This window comes from Pseudomonas kilonensis, assembly GCF_001269885.1.
Classification (GTDB): domain Bacteria; phylum Pseudomonadota; class Gammaproteobacteria; order Pseudomonadales; family Pseudomonadaceae; genus Aquipseudomonas; species Aquipseudomonas kilonensis.
Genome location: NZ_LHVH01000024.1, coordinates 397,023 through 417,966, shown reverse-complemented (window position 1 = coordinate 417,966; position 20,944 = coordinate 397,023). Strand labels below are relative to the sequence as shown.

The 20,944-nt window shown below is 62.2% G+C and carries 17 protein-coding genes; 8 read left to right on the top strand and 9 right to left on the bottom strand.

What is annotated here, in order from left to right; genetic code table 11:
• Positions 1-141: 141 nt before the first annotated feature.
• Together ggt and AD662_RS18170 are read left to right on the top strand one after the other, a co-directional pair.
• Entirely contained in the window at positions 142-1,869 is a 1,728-nt protein-coding gene (ggt, locus tag AD662_RS18175; protein WP_018611585.1) for a gamma-glutamyltransferase, read from the top strand.
• Positions 1,870-1,909: 40 nt separating this feature from the next.
• Positions 1,910-2,443, top strand: coding sequence for a cysteine hydrolase family protein (locus AD662_RS18170; protein ID WP_018611588.1), 534 nt, complete (start codon positions 1,910-1,912; stop codon positions 2,441-2,443).
• Positions 2,444-2,538: 95 nt separating this feature from the next.
• Here the strand turns inward: AD662_RS18170 and AD662_RS18165 are convergent, their stop codons facing one another.
• Together AD662_RS18165 and AD662_RS18160 are read right to left on the bottom strand one after the other, a co-directional pair.
• Entirely contained in the window at positions 2,539-3,399 is an 861-nt protein-coding gene (locus tag AD662_RS18165; protein ID WP_053189321.1) for a CAP domain-containing protein, read from the bottom strand.
• Between the two features lie 239 nt (positions 3,400-3,638).
• Positions 3,639-4,604 (bottom strand): EamA family transporter, encoded by a 966-nt coding sequence (locus AD662_RS18160; RefSeq protein ID WP_053189319.1) that lies wholly within the window; start codon positions 4,602-4,604, stop codon positions 3,639-3,641.
• Positions 4,605-5,958: 1,354 nt separating this feature from the next.
• Here AD662_RS18160 and AD662_RS18155 point away from each other — a divergent pair.
• Together AD662_RS18155 and AD662_RS18150 are read left to right on the top strand one after the other, a co-directional pair.
• On the top strand, positions 5,959-7,089 hold the full coding sequence (locus AD662_RS18155) for a sensor histidine kinase (RefSeq protein WP_018611597.1): 1,131 nt from the start codon (positions 5,959-5,961) through the stop codon (positions 7,087-7,089).
• 96 nt (positions 7,090-7,185) lie between these two features.
• Positions 7,186-8,277: an SMP-30/gluconolactonase/LRE family protein gene (locus AD662_RS18150; protein ID WP_018611598.1), complete on the top strand. Its 1,092-nt coding sequence runs from the start codon at positions 7,186-7,188 to the stop codon at positions 8,275-8,277.
• Between the two features lie 161 nt (positions 8,278-8,438).
• On the opposite strand, the gene AD662_RS18145 is transcribed toward AD662_RS18150, so the two are convergent.
• From AD662_RS18145 to AD662_RS18130, 4 genes are all read right to left on the bottom strand, one after another.
• Positions 8,439-8,825 (bottom strand): DUF1850 domain-containing protein, encoded by a 387-nt coding sequence (locus tag AD662_RS18145; RefSeq protein ID WP_053177754.1) that lies wholly within the window; start codon positions 8,823-8,825, stop codon positions 8,439-8,441.
• Positions 8,822-10,849, bottom strand: a complete 2,028-nt coding sequence (locus AD662_RS18140) for a TRAP transporter permease (protein ID WP_018611600.1) — start codon at positions 10,847-10,849, stop codon at positions 8,822-8,824. The genes AD662_RS18145 and AD662_RS18140 overlap by 4 nt, the downstream gene beginning before the upstream one ends.
• A gap of 79 nt (positions 10,850-10,928) precedes the next feature.
• Positions 10,929-11,879 (bottom strand): TAXI family TRAP transporter solute-binding subunit, encoded by a 951-nt coding sequence (locus AD662_RS18135; RefSeq protein ID WP_053177752.1) that lies wholly within the window; start codon positions 11,877-11,879, stop codon positions 10,929-10,931.
• Between the two features lie 238 nt (positions 11,880-12,117).
• Positions 12,118-13,116, bottom strand: coding sequence for a LacI family DNA-binding transcriptional regulator (locus tag AD662_RS18130; protein ID WP_018611602.1), 999 nt, complete (start codon positions 13,114-13,116; stop codon positions 12,118-12,120).
• Positions 13,117-13,283: 167 nt separating this feature from the next.
• Here AD662_RS18130 and AD662_RS18125 point away from each other — a divergent pair, with 167 nt between their 5' ends.
• The 3 genes from AD662_RS18125 (at position 13,284) to AD662_RS18115 (ending at position 16,977) form a co-directional block, all read left to right on the top strand.
• Entirely contained in the window at positions 13,284-14,459 is a 1,176-nt protein-coding gene (locus tag AD662_RS18125; protein ID WP_053189317.1) for a Gfo/Idh/MocA family protein, read from the top strand.
• Positions 14,456-15,535 (top strand): sugar phosphate isomerase/epimerase family protein, encoded by a 1,080-nt coding sequence (locus tag AD662_RS18120; RefSeq protein WP_053189315.1) that lies wholly within the window; start codon positions 14,456-14,458, stop codon positions 15,533-15,535. The genes AD662_RS18125 and AD662_RS18120 overlap by 4 nt, the downstream gene beginning before the upstream one ends.
• A 209-nt stretch (positions 15,536-15,744) precedes the next feature.
• Complete coding sequence (locus AD662_RS18115; protein ID WP_053177748.1) at positions 15,745-16,977, top strand: nucleoside permease; 1,233 nt, start codon at positions 15,745-15,747, stop codon at positions 16,975-16,977.
• 18 nt (positions 16,978-16,995) lie between these two features.
• On the opposite strand, the gene AD662_RS18110 is transcribed toward AD662_RS18115, so the two are convergent.
• Positions 16,996-17,652: a polysaccharide lyase family 7 protein gene (locus AD662_RS18110; protein WP_053177746.1), complete on the bottom strand. Its 657-nt coding sequence runs from the start codon at positions 17,650-17,652 to the stop codon at positions 16,996-16,998.
• 246 nt (positions 17,653-17,898) lie between these two features.
• On the opposite strand from AD662_RS18110, the gene AD662_RS18105 reads away from it, so the two are divergent.
• A complete protein-coding gene (locus AD662_RS18105; protein WP_018611607.1) occupies positions 17,899-18,234 on the top strand; it encodes a hypothetical protein in 336 nt (111 codons plus the stop codon).
• A 166-nt stretch (positions 18,235-18,400) separates the two neighbouring features.
• On the opposite strand, the gene AD662_RS18100 is transcribed toward AD662_RS18105, so the two are convergent.
• Positions 18,401-20,164, bottom strand: coding sequence for an L-lactate permease (locus tag AD662_RS18100; protein ID WP_018611608.1), 1,764 nt, complete (start codon positions 20,162-20,164; stop codon positions 18,401-18,403).
• Positions 20,165-20,417: 253 nt separating this feature from the next.
• Positions 20,418-20,753, bottom strand: coding sequence for a DUF6124 family protein (locus tag AD662_RS18095; protein WP_053189313.1), 336 nt, complete (start codon positions 20,751-20,753; stop codon positions 20,418-20,420).
• Positions 20,754-20,944: the final 191 nt, after the last annotated feature.

Below are 20,944 nucleotides of genomic sequence, written 5' to 3'. Positions count from 1 at the left end.
TGCCCGCGATGCAAACACCTCGGCGTGACTGAAAAACCGAGGCGATGCCATCGCGGGCAAGCCTTGCTCCCACAGGTGATGCAGGACACTTGTGCTCTTGATGCGATCCCCCGACTTTTTAAAACAAGAAGAGGCCGACTCATGAAGTTCGAATCCTTTGCCCGGACCCTCGTTGCCACCACCCTGACCCTCAGCTGTTTGTATGCCCAAGCCGCCTCGCAGGCGCCAGTGGCTGCCGAGAACGGCATGGTGGTCACCGCCCAGCACCTGGCGACCCACGTGGGTGTCGATGTGCTCAAGAACGGCGGCAATGCCGTGGATGCGGCGGTGGCGGTGGGGTATGCCCTGGCGGTGGTGTATCCGGCGGCGGGTAACCTGGGCGGGGGTGGGTTCATGACCCTGCAACTGGCCGATGGCCGCAAGACGTTCCTGGATTTCCGTGAAAAGGCCCCCCTGGCCGCCACCGCCAACATGTACCTGGACAAGGACGGCAACGTCGTGCCCGAACTCAGCACCCGCGGGCACCTGGCAGTGGGTGTGCCCGGCACCGTGTCCGGCATGGAACTGGCGTTGAGCAAATACGGCAGCAAACCCCGGGCGGAACTGATCGCTCCGGCGATCAAGTTCGCCGACGAAGGCTTCACCCTGGAGCAGGGCGATGTCGATCTGCTGGAAACTGCCACCGATGTGTTCAAGAAGGACATACGCGACTCCGGAGCGATCTTCCTGCACAACGGCGAGCCCATGCAGGTCGGCCAGAAGCTGGTGCAAAAAGACCTCGCCAAGACCCTGCGGGAAATCTCCGCCAAGGGCGCCGACGGCTTCTACAAGGGCTGGGTCGCCGATGCCCTGGTCACCTCCAGCCAGGCCAACAAAGGCATCATCACCCAGGCCGACCTGGACAAGTACAAGACCCGCGAACTGGCTCCGGTGGAGTGCGACTACCGCGGCTACCACATCATCTCGGCGCCGCCGCCCAGTTCCGGTGGCGTGGTGCTGTGCCAGATCATGAACATCCTCGACGGTTATCCGATGAAGGACCTGGGGTTCCATTCGGCCCAGGGCATGCACTATCAGATCGAAGCCATGCGCCACGCCTACGTGGACCGCAACAGCTACCTGGGTGACCCGGACTTCGTGAAGAACCCCATCGACCATCTGCTGGATAAAAACTACGCCGCCAAGCTGCGGGCCGCGATCGAGCCGCAACAGGCCGGCGACTCGCAGAAAATCAAGCCCGGCGTGGCGCCCCATGAGGGCAGCAACACCACCCATTACTCCATCGTCGATAAGTGGGGCAATGCCGTTTCGGTCACCTACACCCTGAACGACTGGTTCGGTGCCGGTGTCATGGCGAGCAAGACCGGGGTGATTCTCAACGATGAAATGGATGACTTCACCGCCAAGGTCGGCGTGCCCAACATGTATGGCCTGGTGCAGGGCGAAGCCAACGCCATCGCGCCGGGCAAGGCGCCGCTGTCATCCATGAGCCCGACCATTGTCACCAAGGACGGCAAGACGGTCATGGTGGTGGGCACCCCGGGCGGCAGCCGGATCATCACCGCGACATTGCTGACCATTCTCAACGTGATCGACTACGGCATGAACCTCCAGGAGGCGGTCGATGCGCCGCGTTTCCACCAGCAATGGATGCCGGAGGAAACCAACCTGGAGACCTTTGCGGCCAGCCCGGATACCCGGAAACTGCTGGAGAGCTGGGGGCACAAGTTCGCCGGCCCGCAGGACCCCAACCACATTGCCGCGATCCTGGTCGGTGCGCCGTCGTTGGGTGGCAAGCCGGTGGGCAAGAACCGTTTCTATGGCGCCAACGACCCCCGTCGCAACACCGGGTTGTCGCTGGGGTATTGAGTCATCGCACGGCTCCGATATTGCTTGAAGAGGGAAGGTCATGAACACCGCATTGCTGATCATCGATGTCCAGAACGCGCTGTGCTCAGGCGAAGAGGAATGCTTCGACAGCCAGCGCATCATCCGGACCATCAACGAGCTGGCGGCCAAAACCCGAGCCCTCGGCTTGACGGTGATCCTGATCCAGCACGAAGAGTTGGAAGGTTCGTTGACGTATGGTTCTGCCGCCTGGCAACTGGCCGACGACCTGTTGACCGCTGCCGATGACCTGCGGGTGCGCAAGACCACCCCCGATGCCTTCTACCAGACCGACCTGCAACCGTTGTTGCAGGCCCGAGGCATCGACCGCCTGGTGATCTGCGGGCTGCAAACCGACTATTGCGTCAACGCCACCGTGCGCCAGGCCCATGCCCTGGGGTACGACGTGGTTCTGGCGGCCGATGCCCACTCCACGGTGGACAACGGCAGCATGGCCGCCGAGCAGATCATTGCCAATCACAACAACCGATTGGGGCGGCTGAGCAGTGCGGTGTCGCGGATCGATGTGGTGGCGGCTGCTGACATTCGCCTCTGACCCGAAACCAATGGTTAAACCTGTGTCGAGGGGATGTCTCTGTGGCGAGGGGATAAATCCCCTCGCCACAATGGTGTATGCAAGTCGGGATCACATCACGGTGCGCCAAGCACCATCGTCCAGTACACCCCCGCATCACTGCGCGAATCGCTGGCGGAAGCTGCGCCCATCTGGGTGAACATCGGGTTCATCAGGTTGGCGCAGTGCCCTGGGCTGGCCAGCCAATCGTGCATGGCCTGGCTCGGTGAGCGTTGTCCGGCGGCGATGTTCTCGCCCAGTTTACGTCCGCGAAAGCCGGCGCGCTTGGCGCGATCGGAAGAGGAGCGACCGTCCGGGTCGCGATGGGCGAAATAATTCTCGCGGGCCATCGACCGGCTGTGGCCTTGGGCGGCGGTTCCCAGCGCGGCGTTCCAGCTCAGCGGCCGGGCCGCCGCGAAGCGCTGGCGCCCGCACATCCGTGGCTTGGCCCTGGCGGCATTGACCTGGGCCAGCAGCGACTTGTCCGCCGCACCCGCGTCGCTCATCCGTGTGCCACCCATGGGCTGCGCCAGCACCACGCGCCATTCATCACCGACCCGATTGACGCCGATGTCGGCGTACTGGTTGTCCAGCAGCGCTGCGCAATGTTCATCGGCCAACATGTCGAAGGCTTCTTCGGCGTCCCGCGCATCGGTCAAGCGAATGCTGCGCACGGCCCGGGCTTGATAGCCGGCGTCTTTCAAGGTGTCCCGCAGGCCACCGCGAAAGCCGATCGGCAAGCCCAGGCTTGAACGCAGCACCAGCGGCGGCGTGGCACGTACTGTGCGCCATTCACAACGGCGCGACTGGCTACGGAAATCGTTGATGGCCTCCACCAGCTGCCTTTCGCCGCGGGCATGGGCGGGGCTGGCGAATAGAGGAAACAGGGCAAGCAAGCACAGCGAAACGAAACGGCAAGAGCGAACAGGGTGGCGCATGGGGCGAACGGCTCAAGAGGGGGAGTTGCCATAGCGCCAGGCTTGGCGCCGATCAGCTGGAAAACCCGCCGCTGCAGATCGGCGGGGGTTTCACGGCTGGGGTAGGACTGTCGGTTTTGGAACAAGTTTCAGGAAGGCGAAGACTATCTGTGGGCTGGCACAACACTATTGTGGCGAGGGGATTTATCCCCGCTGGGGCGCGAAGCGGCCCTAAAACCTGACATCTCGGTGTGTCAGGTTCATGAAGTCGGCTGAACTTGGGGCTGCTTGACCCGCTCAACCTTGCGATAGGTCAGCAGCACGATGCCCGTCACCACAATCGCGCCACCCATCACCTGGCCCGGGTTGAGCATCTGGTCCAGCACCAGCCAGCCGATCAGCAGCGTGGCCAGCGGTTCGATGTTCATCACCGGGGCGTTGCGCGGCATGTCCAGTCGGGGCACGGAAATGAACAGCACGGTAAACCCGGTGCCATAGAGCACCACCAGGGTCGCCAGGGCGAACCAGCCGGTGTTGCTGGCTGGCAGGTCGAAACCGCCGGGCAGGGCGCCTGTCAGGCCAGCGAGGTTGACGCTGCTGAAGACGATGAAGATCGTCAGCAGGCTGCGGACCGAGCCGCGCACCTGGGACAACTTGTGATCGGTGATCCACAGTGCGCAGGCAAAGGCGCAAGCCGCGCAAAAGGCCAGACCCACCCCCAGCAGCCATTGCGGGCCGACACCTTGCCCAGACGAGAACCGCGACGGCACTTCCAGCACGAACACCAGGCCCACCAGGATCATGCCCATCAACGCAGCCGTGCGCGCCGTCGGGCGTGGTCCGCCCAGGGCCCAGGTCAGCAAGGCCAGCAGTATCGGAAACACGTTGCCCACCAGCAGCGCCAACGCCACTGGCACCCGGGCCACGGCGGAGTACAGGCACAGGCTCTGGGCGCCGATCAACAGCCCCAGCGTCAATTGCCAACGCCACGCACCGGGCGGCAGGCGCAGGCTTTGTCGTTGCCAGAGCACCATCGCGGCCAGCACCAGCAGCGTCCCGCCCGAGCGCAGCAGGATCGCCAGCAGCACACCGGCACCGTCATCGAACGCGGCCCGCGCGGCGACGTGGTTGCCGGCGAAGGCACAGCCCATGCACAGCAGGACGAGCACCGCGAGGTGGCGGGGTAACGGCGTGGGGGTGTCAGGTGCAGCGATGGGGCGGGTCATGGCAGGTGTCTCGAAGGCGGCCGCCAAGGCAAAAGGCCCAGGATCGGCTGTTTTGGTTATAGGTTGTCGTATGACTGTAAGGTTTTTACCTCGTGGGGTGCAAGGGACAAGGTGCGCAGACCTGTGGGTTCTGGTGCATGGGTGCGGTTGCCTCGGTACTTACTTGCTTTGGTGTGTATATCCGTTATTTCGGTAACGGCGGCTGGCTGTTCCGCTCTTACAGCGGGTCACTTTCGAAAAGCGCGAAAGTAACCAAAGCGCTCATGCCCCACCACTCGGCACCTCGCCTAGGCTCGGTGTGCCCTCACTCCGGCATTGCTCCGTGGGCCGCCGCGAAGGGCCATCCATGGCCCAGCGCGGCTACCTCGGCATCCATGCCGAGGTGCCCACTGCGCAATACCTGCGTTCGGCCAGCGTGGTTAACGGGGCGCCGAGATCAACGTCCACCGCGAGGCGGCCTAACGGCCGGCCTGGTTCTCGGTGGAGACCGCGTTTCCCCTGTGGGAGCGGGCTTGCTCGCGAAGGCGGTGGGTCGGTTTGTGGTGATGTTGGATGTGCCGGCCTCATCGCGAGCCAGCTCGCTCCCACAGGTGATTCTGGGTGTCCATGAGTCTTGTGTTCACCGCAGGCCATTGTGGGAGCGGGCTTGCTCGCGAAGGCGGTGGGTCGGTTTGTGGTGATGTTGGATGTGCCGGCCTCATCGCGAGCAAGCTCGCACACAGGTGATTCTGGGTGTCCATGAGTCTTGTGTTCACCGCAGGTCATTGTGGGAGCGAGCCTGCTCGCGATGGCGGTGTCACAGTCGATGAAGAGGTTGGATGTGCCGGCCTCATCGCGAGCAAGCTCGCACAGGTGATTCTGGGTGTCCATGAGTCTTGTGTTCACCGCAGGCCAATGAGGGAGCGAGCTTGCTCGCGATGGCGGTGGTTCAGCTACATAGATGTTGGACGTGTCGCGCTCTTGCTTTGCTTTGCTTTGGATTTTGATCTCGACGCCCCGTCAAACCACGCTGGCCGAACGCAGGCATTGCGCAGTGGGCATCCCGGCATGGATGCCGGGATAGCCGCGCGGGGCCATGGATGGCCCTTCGCGGCGGCCCACGGAGCAATGCCGGAGTGAGGGCACACCGAGCCTAGGCGAGGTGCCGAGTGGTGGGGCAGAAGCGTTTTGCTTACTTTTGCGCTTCTCAAAAGTGAGCCGCTGTAAGAGCGGAACCGCCAGCCGCCGTTACCGAAATAACGGATATACACACCAAATAAAAATGAACAGCATTACCCACATTGTGCGGTGCTTTGCTGTACAACAATCAGGCCGCTGTGTCGTCTACAGCATCGCCCTACTTGCGGAAAAACCCATGCGCCTGGCCGATTTCATCCTCGACAATATCGAGCCGATTCTTCAGGCGTGGGAAGACTTCGCCAAAACCATAACCCCTGCGTCCCTAGGCATGGACTCCGTGGCCCTGCGCGACCATGCCGAGCAGATGCTGCGCACCATCGCCGCTGACCTGCGCACCTCGCAAACGCGCAAGGAGGCAATTGCCAAGTCCCACGGGGAGGCTCCGCCGGCGGATGCCGAAACCGCCGCCGAAACCCATGCGGTCATCCGCCAGTCCTCGGGTTTTACCGTGGAGCAAATGGTTTCCGAATACCGGGCCCTGCGCACCAGCGTGCTCATGCTCTGGATGCCGCACACGCAGTTGGATCACAAGCAGGTCATGGACGATCTGATTCGATTCAACGAGGCCGTGGACCAGGCCTTGGCCGAGTCCGTCGTCAGTTACTCGGGGGCGGTGGATGCGTCGCGCAATATCTTTCTCGGGATTCTCGGGCATGACCTGCGCAGCCCCTTGGGCGCGATCCTGCTGAGTTCCGAAGTGCTGCTGCGGGCGGGGGACCTGCCCGCCAAAGCCACCAAGATCACGTCGCGCATCTACACCAGCGTCAAGCGGGCCAACAAGATCGTCGGCGATCTGCTGGATTTCACCCGTACCCAACTGGGTTCGGGTATTCCGGTGCAGCGCTTCAATGGCGATCTGGTGGCCGCCTGCGAAGGCATGGTGGAGGAGGCGCGGGCCTATCACCCGGAAAGCAAAATCCTCTTTGAAACGACCGGTGCCGTGGAGGGGCTGTTCGATCCGGCCCGCATGGAGCAGGTGTTCGCCAACCTGATTGGTAATGCCGTCCAGCATGGCGCCGAAGGCACGCCGGTGACTGTTTCGTTGAGCGTTGAAGAGGACATGGCCGTGATCGCGATCAACAACCAGGGCAAGCCCATCGAGAAAGAGGCCATTGCCAACATCTTCAACCCAATGGTCCGAAATCTGCGCAGCGGTGAAGCGCAGTACGGTTCCACGGCCGGGCTCGGACTGGGTCTGCACATCGCCTCGGCGATCGTATCGGCCCATCAGGGCACCATCGAGGTTCACTCGAAGGCGCGAGTCGGCACGACTTTTACCGTTCGTATACCGCTGCACCCGGACTGATCAATTGTCCGGACGAGCCGTCTCACATACTTGTACGATGTCTTATCACAGAGTAAAACTGTCGTCCCGTCCAATAATAATTAACGGAGACGCACGATGGATGCTTCGCAATCTGCAACCGCCGCCGATCAGGGCCGCCGGGTTTTCCTGAAAAAATCCCTGGTGGTCTCGGCCGCTGCCGCTGCCCTTGGCAACCTGCCGGGTCTTGCCCAGGCCGAACCCTTGAGCCAGCGTTACCCGGACCCGCTGATCAATATCCTTGACCCCAGCTTCATGGACTTGCGCATCTTCAACGCCAGCGTGGAGAAGCTCGCCACGGGCCTGCGTTGGGCGGAAGGGCCGGTGTGGGTCGGTGACGGTCGTTACCTGCTGGTCAGTGACATTCCCAACAACCGTATCGTGCGCTGGGATGAAATCACCGGCAGCCTGTCGGTGTACCGCGAAAATTCCAATTTCTCCAACGGCATGTGCCGCGATCGCCAGGGCCGGTTGCTGGTGTGCGAAGGCTCCACCACCGCCAGTGAAGGCCGACGCATCACCCGCACCGAGCACAACGGCACCCTCACCGTGCTGGCGGACAGTTTCGAGGGCAAGCCTTTCAACTCGCCCAATGACATCGTGTGCAAGCGCGATGGTTCGGTCTGGTTCACCGACCCACCGTTCCAGACCGGCAACAACTACGAAGGGCACAAAGTGACGCCTGTCCAGCCCCACGCGGTGTATCGCATCGACGGTGAAAACGGCAAGGTCACTCGGGTGATCGATGACCTGGCGGGGCCGAACGGGCTGTGTTTTTCTCCGGACGAAAAAACTCTCTACGTGGTCGAAGGCCGGGCCAAGCCCAACCGCTTGATCTGGGCGATCACGGTCAAGGATGACGGCACGCTGGGCGAGCGGCGCAAGCACATCGAAGGCCTGGATTACGCGGCGATCGATGGGATCAAATGCGATGAAAGCGGCAACCTCTGGTGCGGTTGGGGTGGCAATGGCGACCCCAAGGCCGACCTGGAAAAACTCGATGGCGTGCGGGTGTTCAACCCTGAAGGCAAGGCCATCGGGCACATCTCCCTGCCGGAGCGCTGCCCCAACGTCTGCTTCGGCGGCCGGGAAGGCAATCGGTTGTTCATGGCCGGCAGCCACTCGTTGTATTCGCTGTTCGTGAATACACGGGGGGCGACGTTTGCCTGAGTGAACGGTTCTCCATTGTGGCGAGGATACTGTGGGAGCAAAGCTCGCTCGCGATACAGGCGATGCGGTCTTTCAGAAATCGAGTCGCCTGTATCGCGGGCAAGCCTTGCTCCCACGGCCTAGTCACAAGGGTGTGTTCAGTGGGGTATCCTCTGATGGGTTCAGGATTGTTCGCAACTCCACAGCTCCACGGTCGGCTGGCCCTCTGTCGGCGGCCCCAGCCAATGGCTCATCGCCCGACAACCGCCATCGAAACACAACTGATAATCGCCAGCCTGCGGCGTGCGCCCCAGTTTCAGCGGTTGCAGGGGCGGCACCTGGCGTTGATAGTGCCAGCTGCCATTTTCCAGCCGGGCATTGTCGGGAATCTCCATGCCCGCGCCATTGCCCTTGACCCTGGCTTCACCCAGCACCAGGCCCTGTTCGCTGACGCGATAGTCTTCCTCCCAGCGGATCTTTTCGATGGTGTGGTTCCATGCCAGCGTGAAGTCGGCAACGGGAAGCTGGGCCCAGACCACGCCGGACAGGCCCAGGCACAAACCGATCACGCCAAGGCCCGCCCGGCACGTCGCGAGCGCCAGACGTGCTGGAAAATCAGCAACCCACCCAGTACGAAGCCAATCTCGTCGGTCAATGGCAGGGCTACCACCAGCAACGCGCCAGCGGCAAAGCACAGCAGGCGTTCCCAAATCGGCATTTTCTGTTGCAGGTAACCGGTGGATGCCATCCCCCAAAGCCCGACGGCCAACAACGTCTTGATCAGCATGTACGCGGTCATCCACAGGTTGTCGCCCTGGAGCATCAGTGCCGGGTTATAGACCGTCATGAACGGAATGACGAAGCCGGCGAGGGCGATGCGTACCGCCCAGAAGCTGATCTTCAGGCCACTTTCCCGGGCAATGGGCGCTGCGGCGAAACACGCCAGTGCCACTGGTGGCGTCAGGTCGGCGAGGATGCCGAAATAGAACACGAACATGTGCGACACGATCAGCGGCACGCCCAGTTCCAGCAGGGCCGGTGCGGCGATGGAGCTGGTGATGATGTAGTTGGGAATGGTCGGGATGCCCATGCCCAGTACCAGGCAGGTGAGCATGGTAAGGATCAGTGACAGCAACAGGTTGTCCCGGCCGATGGCGAGGATGTAGCCGGCAAAAGTGGAGGCCACGCCGGTCAGCGAGACCACCGCGATGATGCTGCCCACCAAGGCGCAGGCGATCCCCACCGGAACGGCGTGACGCGCGCCATCCACCAGGGCATGCAGGCAGATGACGAGGGTTTCCCGCGTGCCTTGCATGAACCAGCAGGCCACCACCAACACGCCGATCACCGCAAACACGACACCGATGCCCAGTCGGAAAAAACCGACGCACAGCAGCCCCAGCGCGATCCAGAAGGCACAGCGCAACGCGTAGTTCGAGACCTTGAGAATGATCGCCGAGCCGAGAATCACGATGGCCGTCAGCGCCAGGCCGACCATGCCGGAAAACAGCGGTGTGCGTCCGGAAAACAACAGGTAGACCAACACCCCGAGCGGGATCAGCAGGAACCAGCTCTCCTTGACCGCACCCCAGGCGCTGGGGCACTGGTCCTTGGGCAAGCCCTTGAGGTCGGAGCGCTTGGCTTCCAGGTGAACCATCCAGAACACCGAGCCGAAGTACAGGCACGCGGGTATCAATGCGGCCTTGGCGATTTCAACGAACGGCACATTGATGGTTTCGGCCATGATGAACGCTACCGCGCCCATCACTGGCGGCATGATCTGGCTGCCCATGCTGGACGTGGCTTCCACACCGCCGGCAAACGCCGCCTTGTAGCCGAAGCGCTTCATCAACGGGATGGTGAATTGCCCGGTGGTGACCACGTTGGCGATGCCCGAGCCGGTGATGGTGCCCATCAGCGCCGATGACACCACGGCTACTTTCGCCGGCCCGCCCAGTTTGTGGCCGAACAGGCCCATGGCGAAATCGGTGAACAGCTTGATCATGCCGGCCTTTTCCAGGAAGGCGCCGAACAGGATGAACAGGAAGATATACGTGGCCGACACGTAGGTGGGTGTGCCATACAGCCCTTCGGTGCCGAACGACAGTTGGTTGATGATTTGATCGACGCCATAGCCGCGATGGGCCAAGTCGCCTGGCAGATATTCGCCGAACAGGCCATAGGCCAGGAATACGCCGCAAATGATCGGCAGGGCGATGCCCATCACCCGTCGTGCGGCTTCGAACACCAGCACAATCAGGATCACGCCGATGATCATGTCGGCGGTGGTCAGGTCGCCAGAGCGCTGGATCAGGTCGGCCTCGAACACCCACTGATAGACGGCCGTCGCCACGCCCCCCAGGCTCAAGACCCAGGCCAAGGGTTGCCAGGGTCGCTGCTTGCCATAGGCCGGGTAGCTGAGGAACACCACCCACAGCAGGAAGCCGACATGCACCGCCCGCAGCACGATGCTGGAAACCGGAGAAAACGCGGCGGTGACGATCTGAAACACTGAAAACAACAAGGCCACGTAAAACAGTGTCTTGGGCCAGTCCCGCGGGTCCGTGGCGATGCCGTGCTGGTCTTCACTCATGAGGTGCCTGCCTTCTGTTCACATCCAAGGGGCGAAAACACGACGGCCAACGACGGCGAGCGCCGTTGACCGTATCGGGCTACAGCGCGCCCACTTCCTTGTAGTAGCGCTCGGCGCCGGGGTGGAGCGCGATTGGCAGGTTTTTCGCGGCGTTCTTCAGGGTGATGTCCTTGGCCGCCGAATGGGAGGTGCCCAGGCGGGTGAGGTTCTCGAACAGCAGCTTGGTCATTTGGTAGGCCACCTCATCCGGGACATCTTCGCGGGTGACCAGGATGTTGGTGATGGCCACGGTGGGTACGGCGTCGGTCTGGCCGTCGTAGGTATTGGCCGGGATCATTGCGTTCTGGTACGCCGGGTTGGCGATTTTCTCCACCACATCGGTGGGCACCGATACGTAGTTCAACGCCATGGTCGAGGCCAGGTCGCGAATGGCCGCCATGCCCAGGCCTGAGGATTGAAGCGTGGCGTCCAGTTGGCGGTTCTTGATCAAGTCCACCGATTCGGCGAACGGCAAGTACTGGACCTTCATGTCCTGGTAGGTCAGCCCCGCAGCCTTGAAGATGGCCCGGGCATTGAGTTCGGTGCCGGACTTCGCCGCGCCAACGGAAACGGTCTTGCCCTTGAGGTCGGCCAGGGTCTTGATGCCGGACTCCTGGCTGGCGACGATCTGGATGTAATTGGGGTAGGCGCCGGCGATGGCACGCAGCTTGGTCAGCGGCGCCTTGAAACCGGCGTCTTCCACGCCGTTCTTGGCGTCCGCCACCGAGTCGCCCAGGGCCAGGGCCAGCTCCCCGCGCCCGGCTTGCAGCAGGTTCAGGTTTTCCACCGAGGCCTTGGTGGCTTGCACCGATGTCTTGGCGTCCTGGATGCCGTTGCTGTAGATCTGTGAAAGCCCCACCCCGATAGGGTAATAAACGCCGCTGGTGCCTCCCGTCAGGATGTTGATATACACCGGGGCAGCCTGGGCCGCGGTGGTAACCGCCAAGGCGGCCGCGGCGGCCAGGAGGGTGAAGCGCTTGTTGACTCGCATGGGGGGACCTCTCCGTCTTGTTATGGCTTTATGCAGAGTTCTTCCACTGTAGTTCAAACGCGGGTGATGGCGAGTAAAGCCGTGGTCAGGAGGTTTTGTGGCGAGGGGATTTATCCCCGCTGGGCCGCGAAGCGGCCCCATTAATGAACAACCCAATCAAATTGACACACCGGAGCATCAGGTTTCAGGTCCGCTTCGCGGCCCAACGGGGATAAATCCCCTCGCCACAGGTTCCTGGTTATGCAAGGGGCGCCGTACTGCCACGCACCGTCAACTCAAACGGCAACACCACATGCCGCTCGGCAATCGGCTTTTTCTCGATCAAGGCAATCAGCATCTCCACCGCTTTTTGCCCAAACGCTTCGGCAGGCTGCGAAATGGTGGTCAGGGGCGGGTCGCAATAGGCGGCGAACGGGATGTCGTCAAAACCCACCAGGGAAATATCCTCGGGCACCCGCAGGCCCATCTGCTTGATGCGCCTGAGCGCGCCGATGGCCATCTCGTCGTTTTCACAGAACAGCGCGCTGGGACGGTCGGCTTGCTCCAGCATCGCGCCGGCGCCATCGTCGCCGGCCTTCAAGGTGAAGTCGCCATGGCAGATCAGGCTTGGGTCGACGGCGATACCGGCCTGGTTCAGGGCATCCTGGTAGCCGGCCACGCGGTCCAGGGTCAACGGGCTGCTGCGTGGCCCCTTGATGATGCCGATGCGGCGATGGCCGAGGCCGATCAGATGCTCGGTCATGGCCTGGGCGGCGGCGCGGTTGTCGAGGCTGATGGTCGGGTAGGGGGCGTGCTTGACCACTTCGCAGGCGTTGACCAGCGGCAGGCTTTCAGCGCCTGCGGGCATCGATTCGAAAGGATCGCTGGCGCGCAACTGGATCACCCCGTCGGCCTGGTGGGCGTAGACCAGGGCGGCGAATTCCCGCTCGATCTGCGCGCGGCCCTGGGTGTCGCACAGCAGCAATCGATAACCCGCTGCCTGCGCGGCTTGCTGCGCGCCGCTGATCACCCGGGCGAAAAACGTATTGGCGATGGCCGGCACCAGGATCACCAGGTTGCCGGTGCGCCGGGAGCGAAATTGCACCGCCATCAGGTTGGGCCGATAGCCGGCCTGTTCCACTGCCGCGTTGACCTTGTCCCGCGTCTCGGGAAGCACCCGTTCGGGCGATTTCAGGGTTCTGGACACCGTGGCCACCGAAACACCGGCCAGCCGGGCCACTTCACGAATGTTGGACAAAATCACCTCAGGGGGCAGGGGCTACGGTTGGGGAGCTTACCGCAGGTTGGGCGCCTCACAAATGTTCATGCATGGCCTCATCGGGTTTGACACGCAGGAAAACTGAGCCTAGATTTCCGCCATGATGTAACCGGTTACATCATCATCCTGACAGGAAGAGAATCGCGATGAATCCTGTAGCACCGAAAATAAGAATGGGCTTCGTCGGCGGTGGAGAGGGCGCCTTCATCGGCCAGGCCCATCGTCAGGCCGCGGGTCTGGACGGTGGTTTCGAACTGGTCTGTGGCGCCTTCAGCCGCGACCCGCACAACACTCGGCAGACCGGCGCGGCCCTGGGCCTGGCCGGGTCCCGTTGCTACCACGACTGGCAGCAGATGCTCGACAGCGAAGCGCTGCTGCCGCTTGATCAGCGTATGGAATTGCTGGTGATCGTCACGCCCAATCATCTTCATGCACCCATTGCCAGCCAGGCCTTGAAAGCCGGGTTCCATGTGTTCAGCGAGAAACCCGCCGCGCTCGACCTCAATGAGTTGCTGGCCCTCAGGGAAGTGCTGCAAGGCAGCCGTTGCCTCTACGGCCTGGCCCACACCTACCTGGGTTATCCCATGGTGTGGCAGGCCCGGGACATGGTGCGCTCGGGCGTGATCGGCCAGGTGCGCAAAGTACTGGTCGAGTACCCCCAAGGCTGGCTCAGCCAGGATGTCGCCGCCCAGGGCAATAAACAGGCCGAGTGGCGCGACGACCCCGGCCAGTCCGGCCTGGGCGGTTGCATCGGCGACATTGGCACCCACGCGTTTTCCCTGGCCGAGTTCGTCGCGGACCAGCCTATCCAACAGCTATGCGCCGCCTTGGGTACGCACATCCCGGGCCGGCAATTGGATGACGACGCCGCGATGCTGTTCAAGATGGCGGGCGGTGCCAGCGGCGTGTTGATCGCGAGCCAGGTCTGCACCGGCGAAGAGAACCCGCTGAAGATTCGCGTCTACGGTGACAAGGGCGCCTTGGAGTGGCGCCAGGAAGAGCCGGCGAGCCTGATCCATCGCGCCTTTGACCAACCCCTGCGGATCCTGCGCAGTGGTGTCGGCCAGCCGTGGCTGTGCGCGGCGGCGACCCGGCGCATGCGCCTGCCGGCTGGGCATCCCGAAGGCTACCTGGAGGCCATGGCCAACCTCTACGGCGATTTCGCCCAGGCCATTCGCAGCCATGTCGAAGGCCCTGACGCCCCAGGCGTGCCCGGCATCGAGACCGGCTTGCGGGGCATGGCATTCATCGAGGCCGTCCTCCTCAACCACCGTGGCGACGCGAAGTGGACCACCGTGCAAACCGGAGCATCCCTGCTGTGAATACCCTCGACACACCACCGAGCGGCCTGCGCGGCCCAGGCATTTTCCTGGCGCAGTTCATGTCCGCCGAAGCACCGTTCGACACCCTGGCCAACATCGCCCAGTGGGCGGCTTCGCAAGGCTACAAAGCCATTCAACTGCCAACATCGGGCACGCAATACATAGACCTGGCTAGGGCCGCCGAGAGCCAGGATTATTGCGATGAACTCAAGGCCACTTGTGCCCAGGCCGGTGTCGAGATCAGCGAGTTATCGACGCACCTGCAAGGCCAGTTGGTGGCGGTACACCCGGCGTTCGACGCGCTGTTCGACGACTTCGCCCCGGTCCATCTGCGCGGCCAGCCCCAGGCGCGGACCGAATGGGCGATCGAGCAACTCAAGCTGGCCGCCCGCGCCAGCCAGCGGCTGGGTCTCAAGGCCCATGCGACGTTTTCCGGCGCGCTGCTGTGGCCGTATCTCTACCCGTGGCCGCAGCGCCCGGCGGGCCTGGTGGAGCAAGGTTTCGCCGAGCTGGCCCGGCGCTGGTTGCCGATTCTTGACTGCTTCGATGCAGCGGGTGTGGACCTGTGCTACGAAATCCACCCCGGCGAAGACCTCCACGATGGGGCCTCGTTCGAACAGTTCCTGGAGGCGGTCGATCATCACCCACGGGCGGCGATTCTCTACGACCCCAGCCATCTGCTGCTGCAACAGATGGACTACCTGGGCTTCATCGACCGCTACCACGCGCGCATTCGCATGTTTCACGTCAAGGACGCCGAGTTCCGCCCCGATGCCCGCTCCGGGGTGTACGGCGGTTACCAGGGCTGGGTCGATCGGCCCGGGCGGTTCCGTTCGTTGGGCGATGGCCAGATCGATTTCAAATCGATCTTCAGCAAGCTGACCCAATACGATTTCAGCGGTTGGGCGGTTTTGGAATGGGAGTGCTGCCTGAAGGATTCGCAACAGGGTGCGGCGGAAGGGGCGGCGTTCATCCAGCGGCACATGATCAGCAAGACTGGCAAGGCGTTCGATGACTTCGCCAGTGTCACGGCGGATGAAGACTCCAATCGGCGGTTGTTGGGCCTGTTGAGGTAGCCGGCTCAACCCAAAAACCTGTGGCCAAAACCCAATGGCAAGGAAACCCATTGTGGGAGCAAGGCTTGCCCGCGATGAACGAAAACGCGGTTCAAGGGTTAGACCGCGGCGTGGCCATCGCGGGCAAGCCTTGCTCCCACAGTTGAGGTCCTTTTGTAACAAAAGCGGTGAGTTTTTTTCACAAGAACAACAATAAAACGGTGACTGTCATGACCACGATGAACGCACGCCTCAGCGTGATGATGTTCCTGCAATTCTTTATCTGGGGTGGCTGGTTCGTCACCCTGGGGACTTTTCTTTCCAGCACGCTGGGCGCCAGCGGCGGGCAGATCGGCATGGCGTTTTCCACGCAATCGTGGGGGGCGATCATTGCGCCGTTTGTCGTTGGCCTGATCGCCGACCGCTACTTCAATGCCGAACGGATCCTGGCAGTGTTGCACCTGCTCGGCGCGGTGTTGCTGTATCAGCTGTATTCGGCGGCGGATTTCAGCGTGTTCTACCCGTACGTGCTGGCGTACATGGTGGTCTACATGCCGACGCTGGCCCTGGTCAATTCCGTGGCGTTCCGGCAAATGCGCGACCCGGCGCTGGAGTTCTCGCGCATCCGGGTGTGGGGCACCATTGGCTGGATCGTCGCTGGCGTGGTGATCAGTTTTGTGTTCGCCTGGGATTCGCGCGAAGCGATCTCGGCAGGCGGTTTGCGCAATACCTTCCTGATGGCGGCCGTCGCGTCCCTGGTCCTGGGGCTCTACAGCTTTACGCTGCCGGCCACGGCACCGCTCAAGGAGCAGGCCGGCACAGGTGGTGTAAGGCAACTGCTGGGGCTGGACGCGTTGGGTCTGTTGAAGGATCGCAGCTACCTGGTGTTCTTCATCGCCTCGATCCTGATCTGCATTCCCTTGGCGTTCTATTACCAGAATGCCAACCCGTTCCTGGCCGAAACCGGGATGACCAACCCCACGGCGAAGATGGCCATCGGGCAGGTGTCCGAAGTGTTGTTCATGCTGCTGTTGCCGCTGTTCATCCAGCGCTTCGGCATCAAGCTGGCGCTGTTGGTGGGCATGTTGGCGTGGGCGCTGCGCTATGTGTTGTTCGCCTACGGCAATAACGGCGACCTGGCGTTCATGCTGTTCACCGGCATTGCCTTGCACGGTATCTGCTACGACTTCTTTTTTGTCTCGGGGCAGATCTACACCGACGCCAAGGCACCGGAACGCTTTCGCAGCTCGGCCCAGGGCCTGATTACCCTGGCGACCTACGGTGTGGGCATGCTGATCGGCTTCTGGGTGGCGGGGCAGGTGACCGATCACTTTGTCGTGGCCGGCGGTCATGACTGGCAGAGCATCTGGCTGTTCCCGGCCGGATTCGCGCTGCTGGTGTTGGTCTGCTTCCTGTTTACCTTCCGTGGCCAGCAGGCGCTTGTTGCGCCGTCAAAGGCCTGAAGCAGGGCTGGGCGTCAGTCATTTGTGACTGACGCTCAGTTTGGTGTAGGTCACTTTCCCGCCTTCATTGGAATAGCCTTTGTTGTCCAAGGTGTAGACGCCGGCCTTGAAATAGAAATCGTAGCCTTGCCAGGACTTGTCCAGCTTCACCTGTTTGCCACCGTTGCCGATCAGCACCGAGAGCTGGCCTTGCTTGTCCATTTGCAGCGTGTACGAGAAGGATTTGTTCAAGGGTACCTTGGGCACGGTGTAGATCACCGGGCTCTTTTTGTCCTTGGGCTTGACTCGATATTCCACGTCGATATTGCCGGTGCCCTTTTCGTAGCGGTACACCAGTTTCAACAAGGGTGTCGGCGCATCCTTGGCGTGAATCTGCGCCACCACCACGCGGCCTTCGGAAGGCACCTGGTTCACCGACAGCTCGCCCTTGAGGGTGTTGGTGCCGCTGTTGTAGCGCCAGTTGCGCAACTTGCCGTCTTTGCCGGTTTCCCGCAGTTCCGAGCGCGGGTACTCGCTTTTACCGGTATGGGAGCCCGTGACCGGCGCCCAGAAGACGATCCGCTGGCCGTTGTTGTCGAAATACTTGTTTTTCAGGGTCGGCATGGCTTTGGTCGCCACGACCTGCGCCGGCGTTTGCACGGGCAGGGTAATGTTCCAGACAGTCAGGTCAATCATGATAAAACCCTCCAACGGGGCCGGCCGTTACCTATCGGCCGTCAAGGCAAGAACTGCCTTCCGTGGCGCAGTTTTCATGTTATCGACGAAGGCCTGCTTCGCTGGAGATGCAACTGACGGATGGCTCTGCGATGAGCCTTCCAGGCGCTGAATTGGGCGGATTATCGTGTGTCAATTTGTTGCTGATCGGTTAGAGTACGCGCCGCCCGAGAGACGGATCCCGGGCGTTTTCTCATGGAGTATTCAATGAACCACATCAGCAAAGTTGTCGCCTGCGCACTGTTCGGCCTGGCCCTGGCGGGTTGCACCGGTACCGCGATGAAAACCCAGCAATACGACAGCAGCCAATACACCGTTGTCGGCCACAGTGAAGCCAAGGCCACCGGCCTGCTGCTGTTTGGCCTGATCCCGATCCGCCAGAACAACCGTTTCGTGCGTGCCCAGACCGCAGCGATCAAGGCCAAGGGCGGCGACGCCATGATCAACACCCAAGTCCAGGAAAACTGGTTCTGGGCTTGGGTCCTGACCGGCTACACCACCTCGGTGTCCGGTGATGTGGTCAAGCTGAAAAGCGTTCAGTAAACGTGCTTTCAAGGTAGGTGCGCCAATCTGTTTTGAAGGCGTTCACCTGTGGCGAGGGAGCTTGCTCCCGCTGGGGCGCGCAGCGGCCCCGTTTTTTGCGGTTGCTGCGCAACCGAGCGGGAGCAAGCTCCCTCGCCACAAAAGCACATCCTCACGTCCCTATCTATCAATGTCCGCCGACGACCATATGCGTGAACGGCGCCACATACGCCTGCAACGTCACCAGCCCGCCCACCAGAATCGCCAGCACCACCGAGTGGAAAAACACGTAGCGCAGGATCTCGCCTTCGTGACCGTACCAACGGGTCGCGGTGGAGGCGACCACGATCGACTGGGCGTCGACCATCTTGCCCATGACCCCGCCGGAACTGTTGGCCGCCGCCATCAGCACAGGGCTGAGCCCCAACTGCTCCGCTGTCACCCGTTGCAAGCCGCCGAACAGCACGTTGGAGGCCGTGTCCGAGCCGGTCAGGGCCACGCCGAGCCAGCCCAGCAGGGTGCCGAACATGGGGTAGAAAATGCCCGTGGCGGCGAAGGCCAGGCCCATGGTCGCGTCCAGGCCTGAGTAGCGCGTGAGAAACCCCAGGGCCAACATCGCCACGATGGTGATCAGCGAGTAGCGCACCACCCAGAGCGTTCGCAGGTAGTGATGCAGCAGTTGCGGGATGGAATAGCCCATCAGCAAGCCACCGAGAATCGCCGCCAGGAAGATGCCGCTGCCGGTGGCGGTGAACCAGTTGAACTTGTAGACCGCTTCCTCGGTTTTAGGCTGGGGCACCACGGGCGGGACTTTTTCGATCTGCTGGTGGATGGTGCCGAAGGTCAGCAAGGGCGAGAAGATCGGGTTGGCCTCGCGCATCGGTTTGCCCTGGGGGTCGAGCTTGGCCGATTGGGTCTGCGGGTCGATGGCCGGGCGGGTGTCGAAAATGTTCTTGAAGCCCTGGGTGCCCCAGGCGAACACGAATACCGTGAGGATGATCCATGGCATCCAGGCCCGTAGCACGGCGGGGCGGTTGTCGCTGGCGAAAGCGCCGCTTGCGACCGGTTGCTGTTGCTCGCTCGCTTCGATTTTCGAGTCATCGTGCCGGCCCGACAGCGCCGCCGAAGTGTGCACCGTGGCCGGCTTCCAGACTTTGAGGAACCCGGCGAGGCAAGCCATGGAGATCAGCGCGGCAATCACGTCCACCAGCATTGGCCCATGGTAGTTCGACACCAGGAACTGCGGGATGGCGAAGCTGACACCGGCCACCAGGATGGCCGGCCAGACCTCCAGCATCTTGCGCCACCCGGCGAAGGCCCAGATCAACCAGAACGGCACCAGCACCGAAAAAAACGGCAACTGCCGCCCGACCATCATCGACAGCTCCATCTCATCCAGCCCGGTGACTTTGGCCAGGGTGATGATGGGCGTGCCCAGGGCACCGAACGCCACGGGCGCGGTGTTGGCGATCAGCGCCAGGCCCGAGGCGGCCAGGGGCGAAAACCCGAGCCCGATCAGGATCGCGCCGGTCACCGCCACTGGCGTGCCGAAGCCCGCCGCGCCTTCGAAGAACGCACCGAAGCAAAAGGCGATCAGCAGCAATTGCAGGCGTCGGTCATCGGTGATGCGCGCGAGGGAGTCCTGCAGGACCTTGAATGAGCCGTTCTCGGTGGTCAGCCGGTGCAGGAAAATGATGTTGAGGACAATCCAGCCAATGGGCAGCAACCCGTTGGCGGCGCCATAAAGCGCCGCAGACCCGGCCATGCCGGCGGGCATGCCGAAGGCGAAAATCGCAATGAGCAACGCCGAGGCCAGGGCATACAGCGCCGCCAGATGCGCCTTGACATGAAAGAACGCGAGGGACGCCAGCATCACCACCACCGGAACCGCCGCCAGGAGCGTCGACAGCACCGTATTACCGAAGGGATCGTAGACTTGTTGCCAGACCATGTTCCACCTCTGCTTTTTATTGTTGGAAGTGCAGGCCCCGGGGGGATTGGCAAAGAAGTATAGGCGGGGATTGGGGGAGCGGATTGTCCAGGGAATAGCCAGGCATACTCCAGTCGATCGTCCCCACGCTCCGCGTGGGAATGCCGCCAGGGACGCTCCGCGTTCCGCTTCTGGGATGTGACGCAGAGCGTCACGGGATGCATTCCCACGCAGAGCGTGGGAACGATCAAATACAGGCCTTTTGTGATGAGGGCTAGCGTGCTTCGACGTTATCCAGCGCGCGGTTCGCCAGCAATGCGCCCAGCTCGATCAGTTGCTGGATACCCAGGATAATGTGGCGCCTGGGACCTTCCTGGTCGAACGCCAGGTCACTGACCATGGCATTGGCCGAGGCCAGGGTTTCGCTGAGGTTGGCGAGCAGGGTTTCGGTGTCGACGCCATGGGCGACGGTGAAGAGCTGGCCTGGATCGGCCTCGGGTTTGTTGGGTTTGGGCTTGAGGTAGTGATCGAGGATGCGGTCGGCGGCTTTGTCGAACGCTTTTGAGTTGGCTGGATCGGTGTCCGGTGGGTTGGGTGTTGGTTTGAACATGGTTGAATCTCCAAATCGAAAAATGGAGCCATCACTCTCGCTACCAAACGAAGGGTGGCGGCCATACGCGGGTTGGTAGACCGGTGACTTGGAGAACCGGCGCGTCCGAAGACGCCCTGCGCATGACCGCCATAAAACAGTTCCGAAATGGACTGTATGACAAGGGCTATGCGACAAGTCAAAAGCCGGGC

Excerpts from the sequence above, each read along its gene's own strand:
- AD662_RS18105 (WP_018611607.1), top strand. The coding sequence starts at position 17,899 with ATGAACCACATCAGCAAAGTTGTCGCCTGCGCACTGTTCGGCCTGGCC.
- AD662_RS18170 (WP_018611588.1), top strand. The coding sequence starts at position 1,910 with ATGAACACCGCATTGCTGATCATCGATGTCCAGAACGCGCTGTGCTCA.
- AD662_RS18110 (WP_053177746.1), bottom strand. The coding sequence starts at position 17,652 with ATGATTGACCTGACTGTCTGGAACATTACCCTGCCCGTGCAAACGCCG.
- AD662_RS18095 (WP_053189313.1), bottom strand. The coding sequence starts at position 20,753 with ATGTTCAAACCAACACCCAACCCACCGGACACCGATCCAGCCAACTCA.
- AD662_RS18100 (WP_018611608.1), bottom strand. The coding sequence starts at position 20,164 with ATGGTCTGGCAACAAGTCTACGATCCCTTCGGTAATACGGTGCTGTCG.
- AD662_RS18150 (WP_018611598.1), top strand. The coding sequence starts at position 7,186 with ATGGATGCTTCGCAATCTGCAACCGCCGCCGATCAGGGCCGCCGGGTT.
- ggt (WP_018611585.1), top strand. The coding sequence starts at position 142 with ATGAAGTTCGAATCCTTTGCCCGGACCCTCGTTGCCACCACCCTGACC.
- AD662_RS18165 (WP_053189321.1), bottom strand. The coding sequence starts at position 3,399 with ATGCGCCACCCTGTTCGCTCTTGCCGTTTCGTTTCGCTGTGCTTGCTT.
- AD662_RS18155 (WP_018611597.1), top strand. The coding sequence starts at position 5,959 with ATGCGCCTGGCCGATTTCATCCTCGACAATATCGAGCCGATTCTTCAG.
- AD662_RS18140 (WP_018611600.1), bottom strand. The coding sequence starts at position 10,849 with ATGAGTGAAGACCAGCACGGCATCGCCACGGACCCGCGGGACTGGCCC.
- AD662_RS18160 (WP_053189319.1), bottom strand. The coding sequence starts at position 4,604 with ATGACCCGCCCCATCGCTGCACCTGACACCCCCACGCCGTTACCCCGC.
- AD662_RS18135 (WP_053177752.1), bottom strand. The coding sequence starts at position 11,879 with ATGCGAGTCAACAAGCGCTTCACCCTCCTGGCCGCCGCGGCCGCCTTG.
- AD662_RS18115 (WP_053177748.1), top strand. The coding sequence starts at position 15,745 with ATGACCACGATGAACGCACGCCTCAGCGTGATGATGTTCCTGCAATTC.
- AD662_RS18125 (WP_053189317.1), top strand. The coding sequence starts at position 13,284 with ATGAATCCTGTAGCACCGAAAATAAGAATGGGCTTCGTCGGCGGTGGA.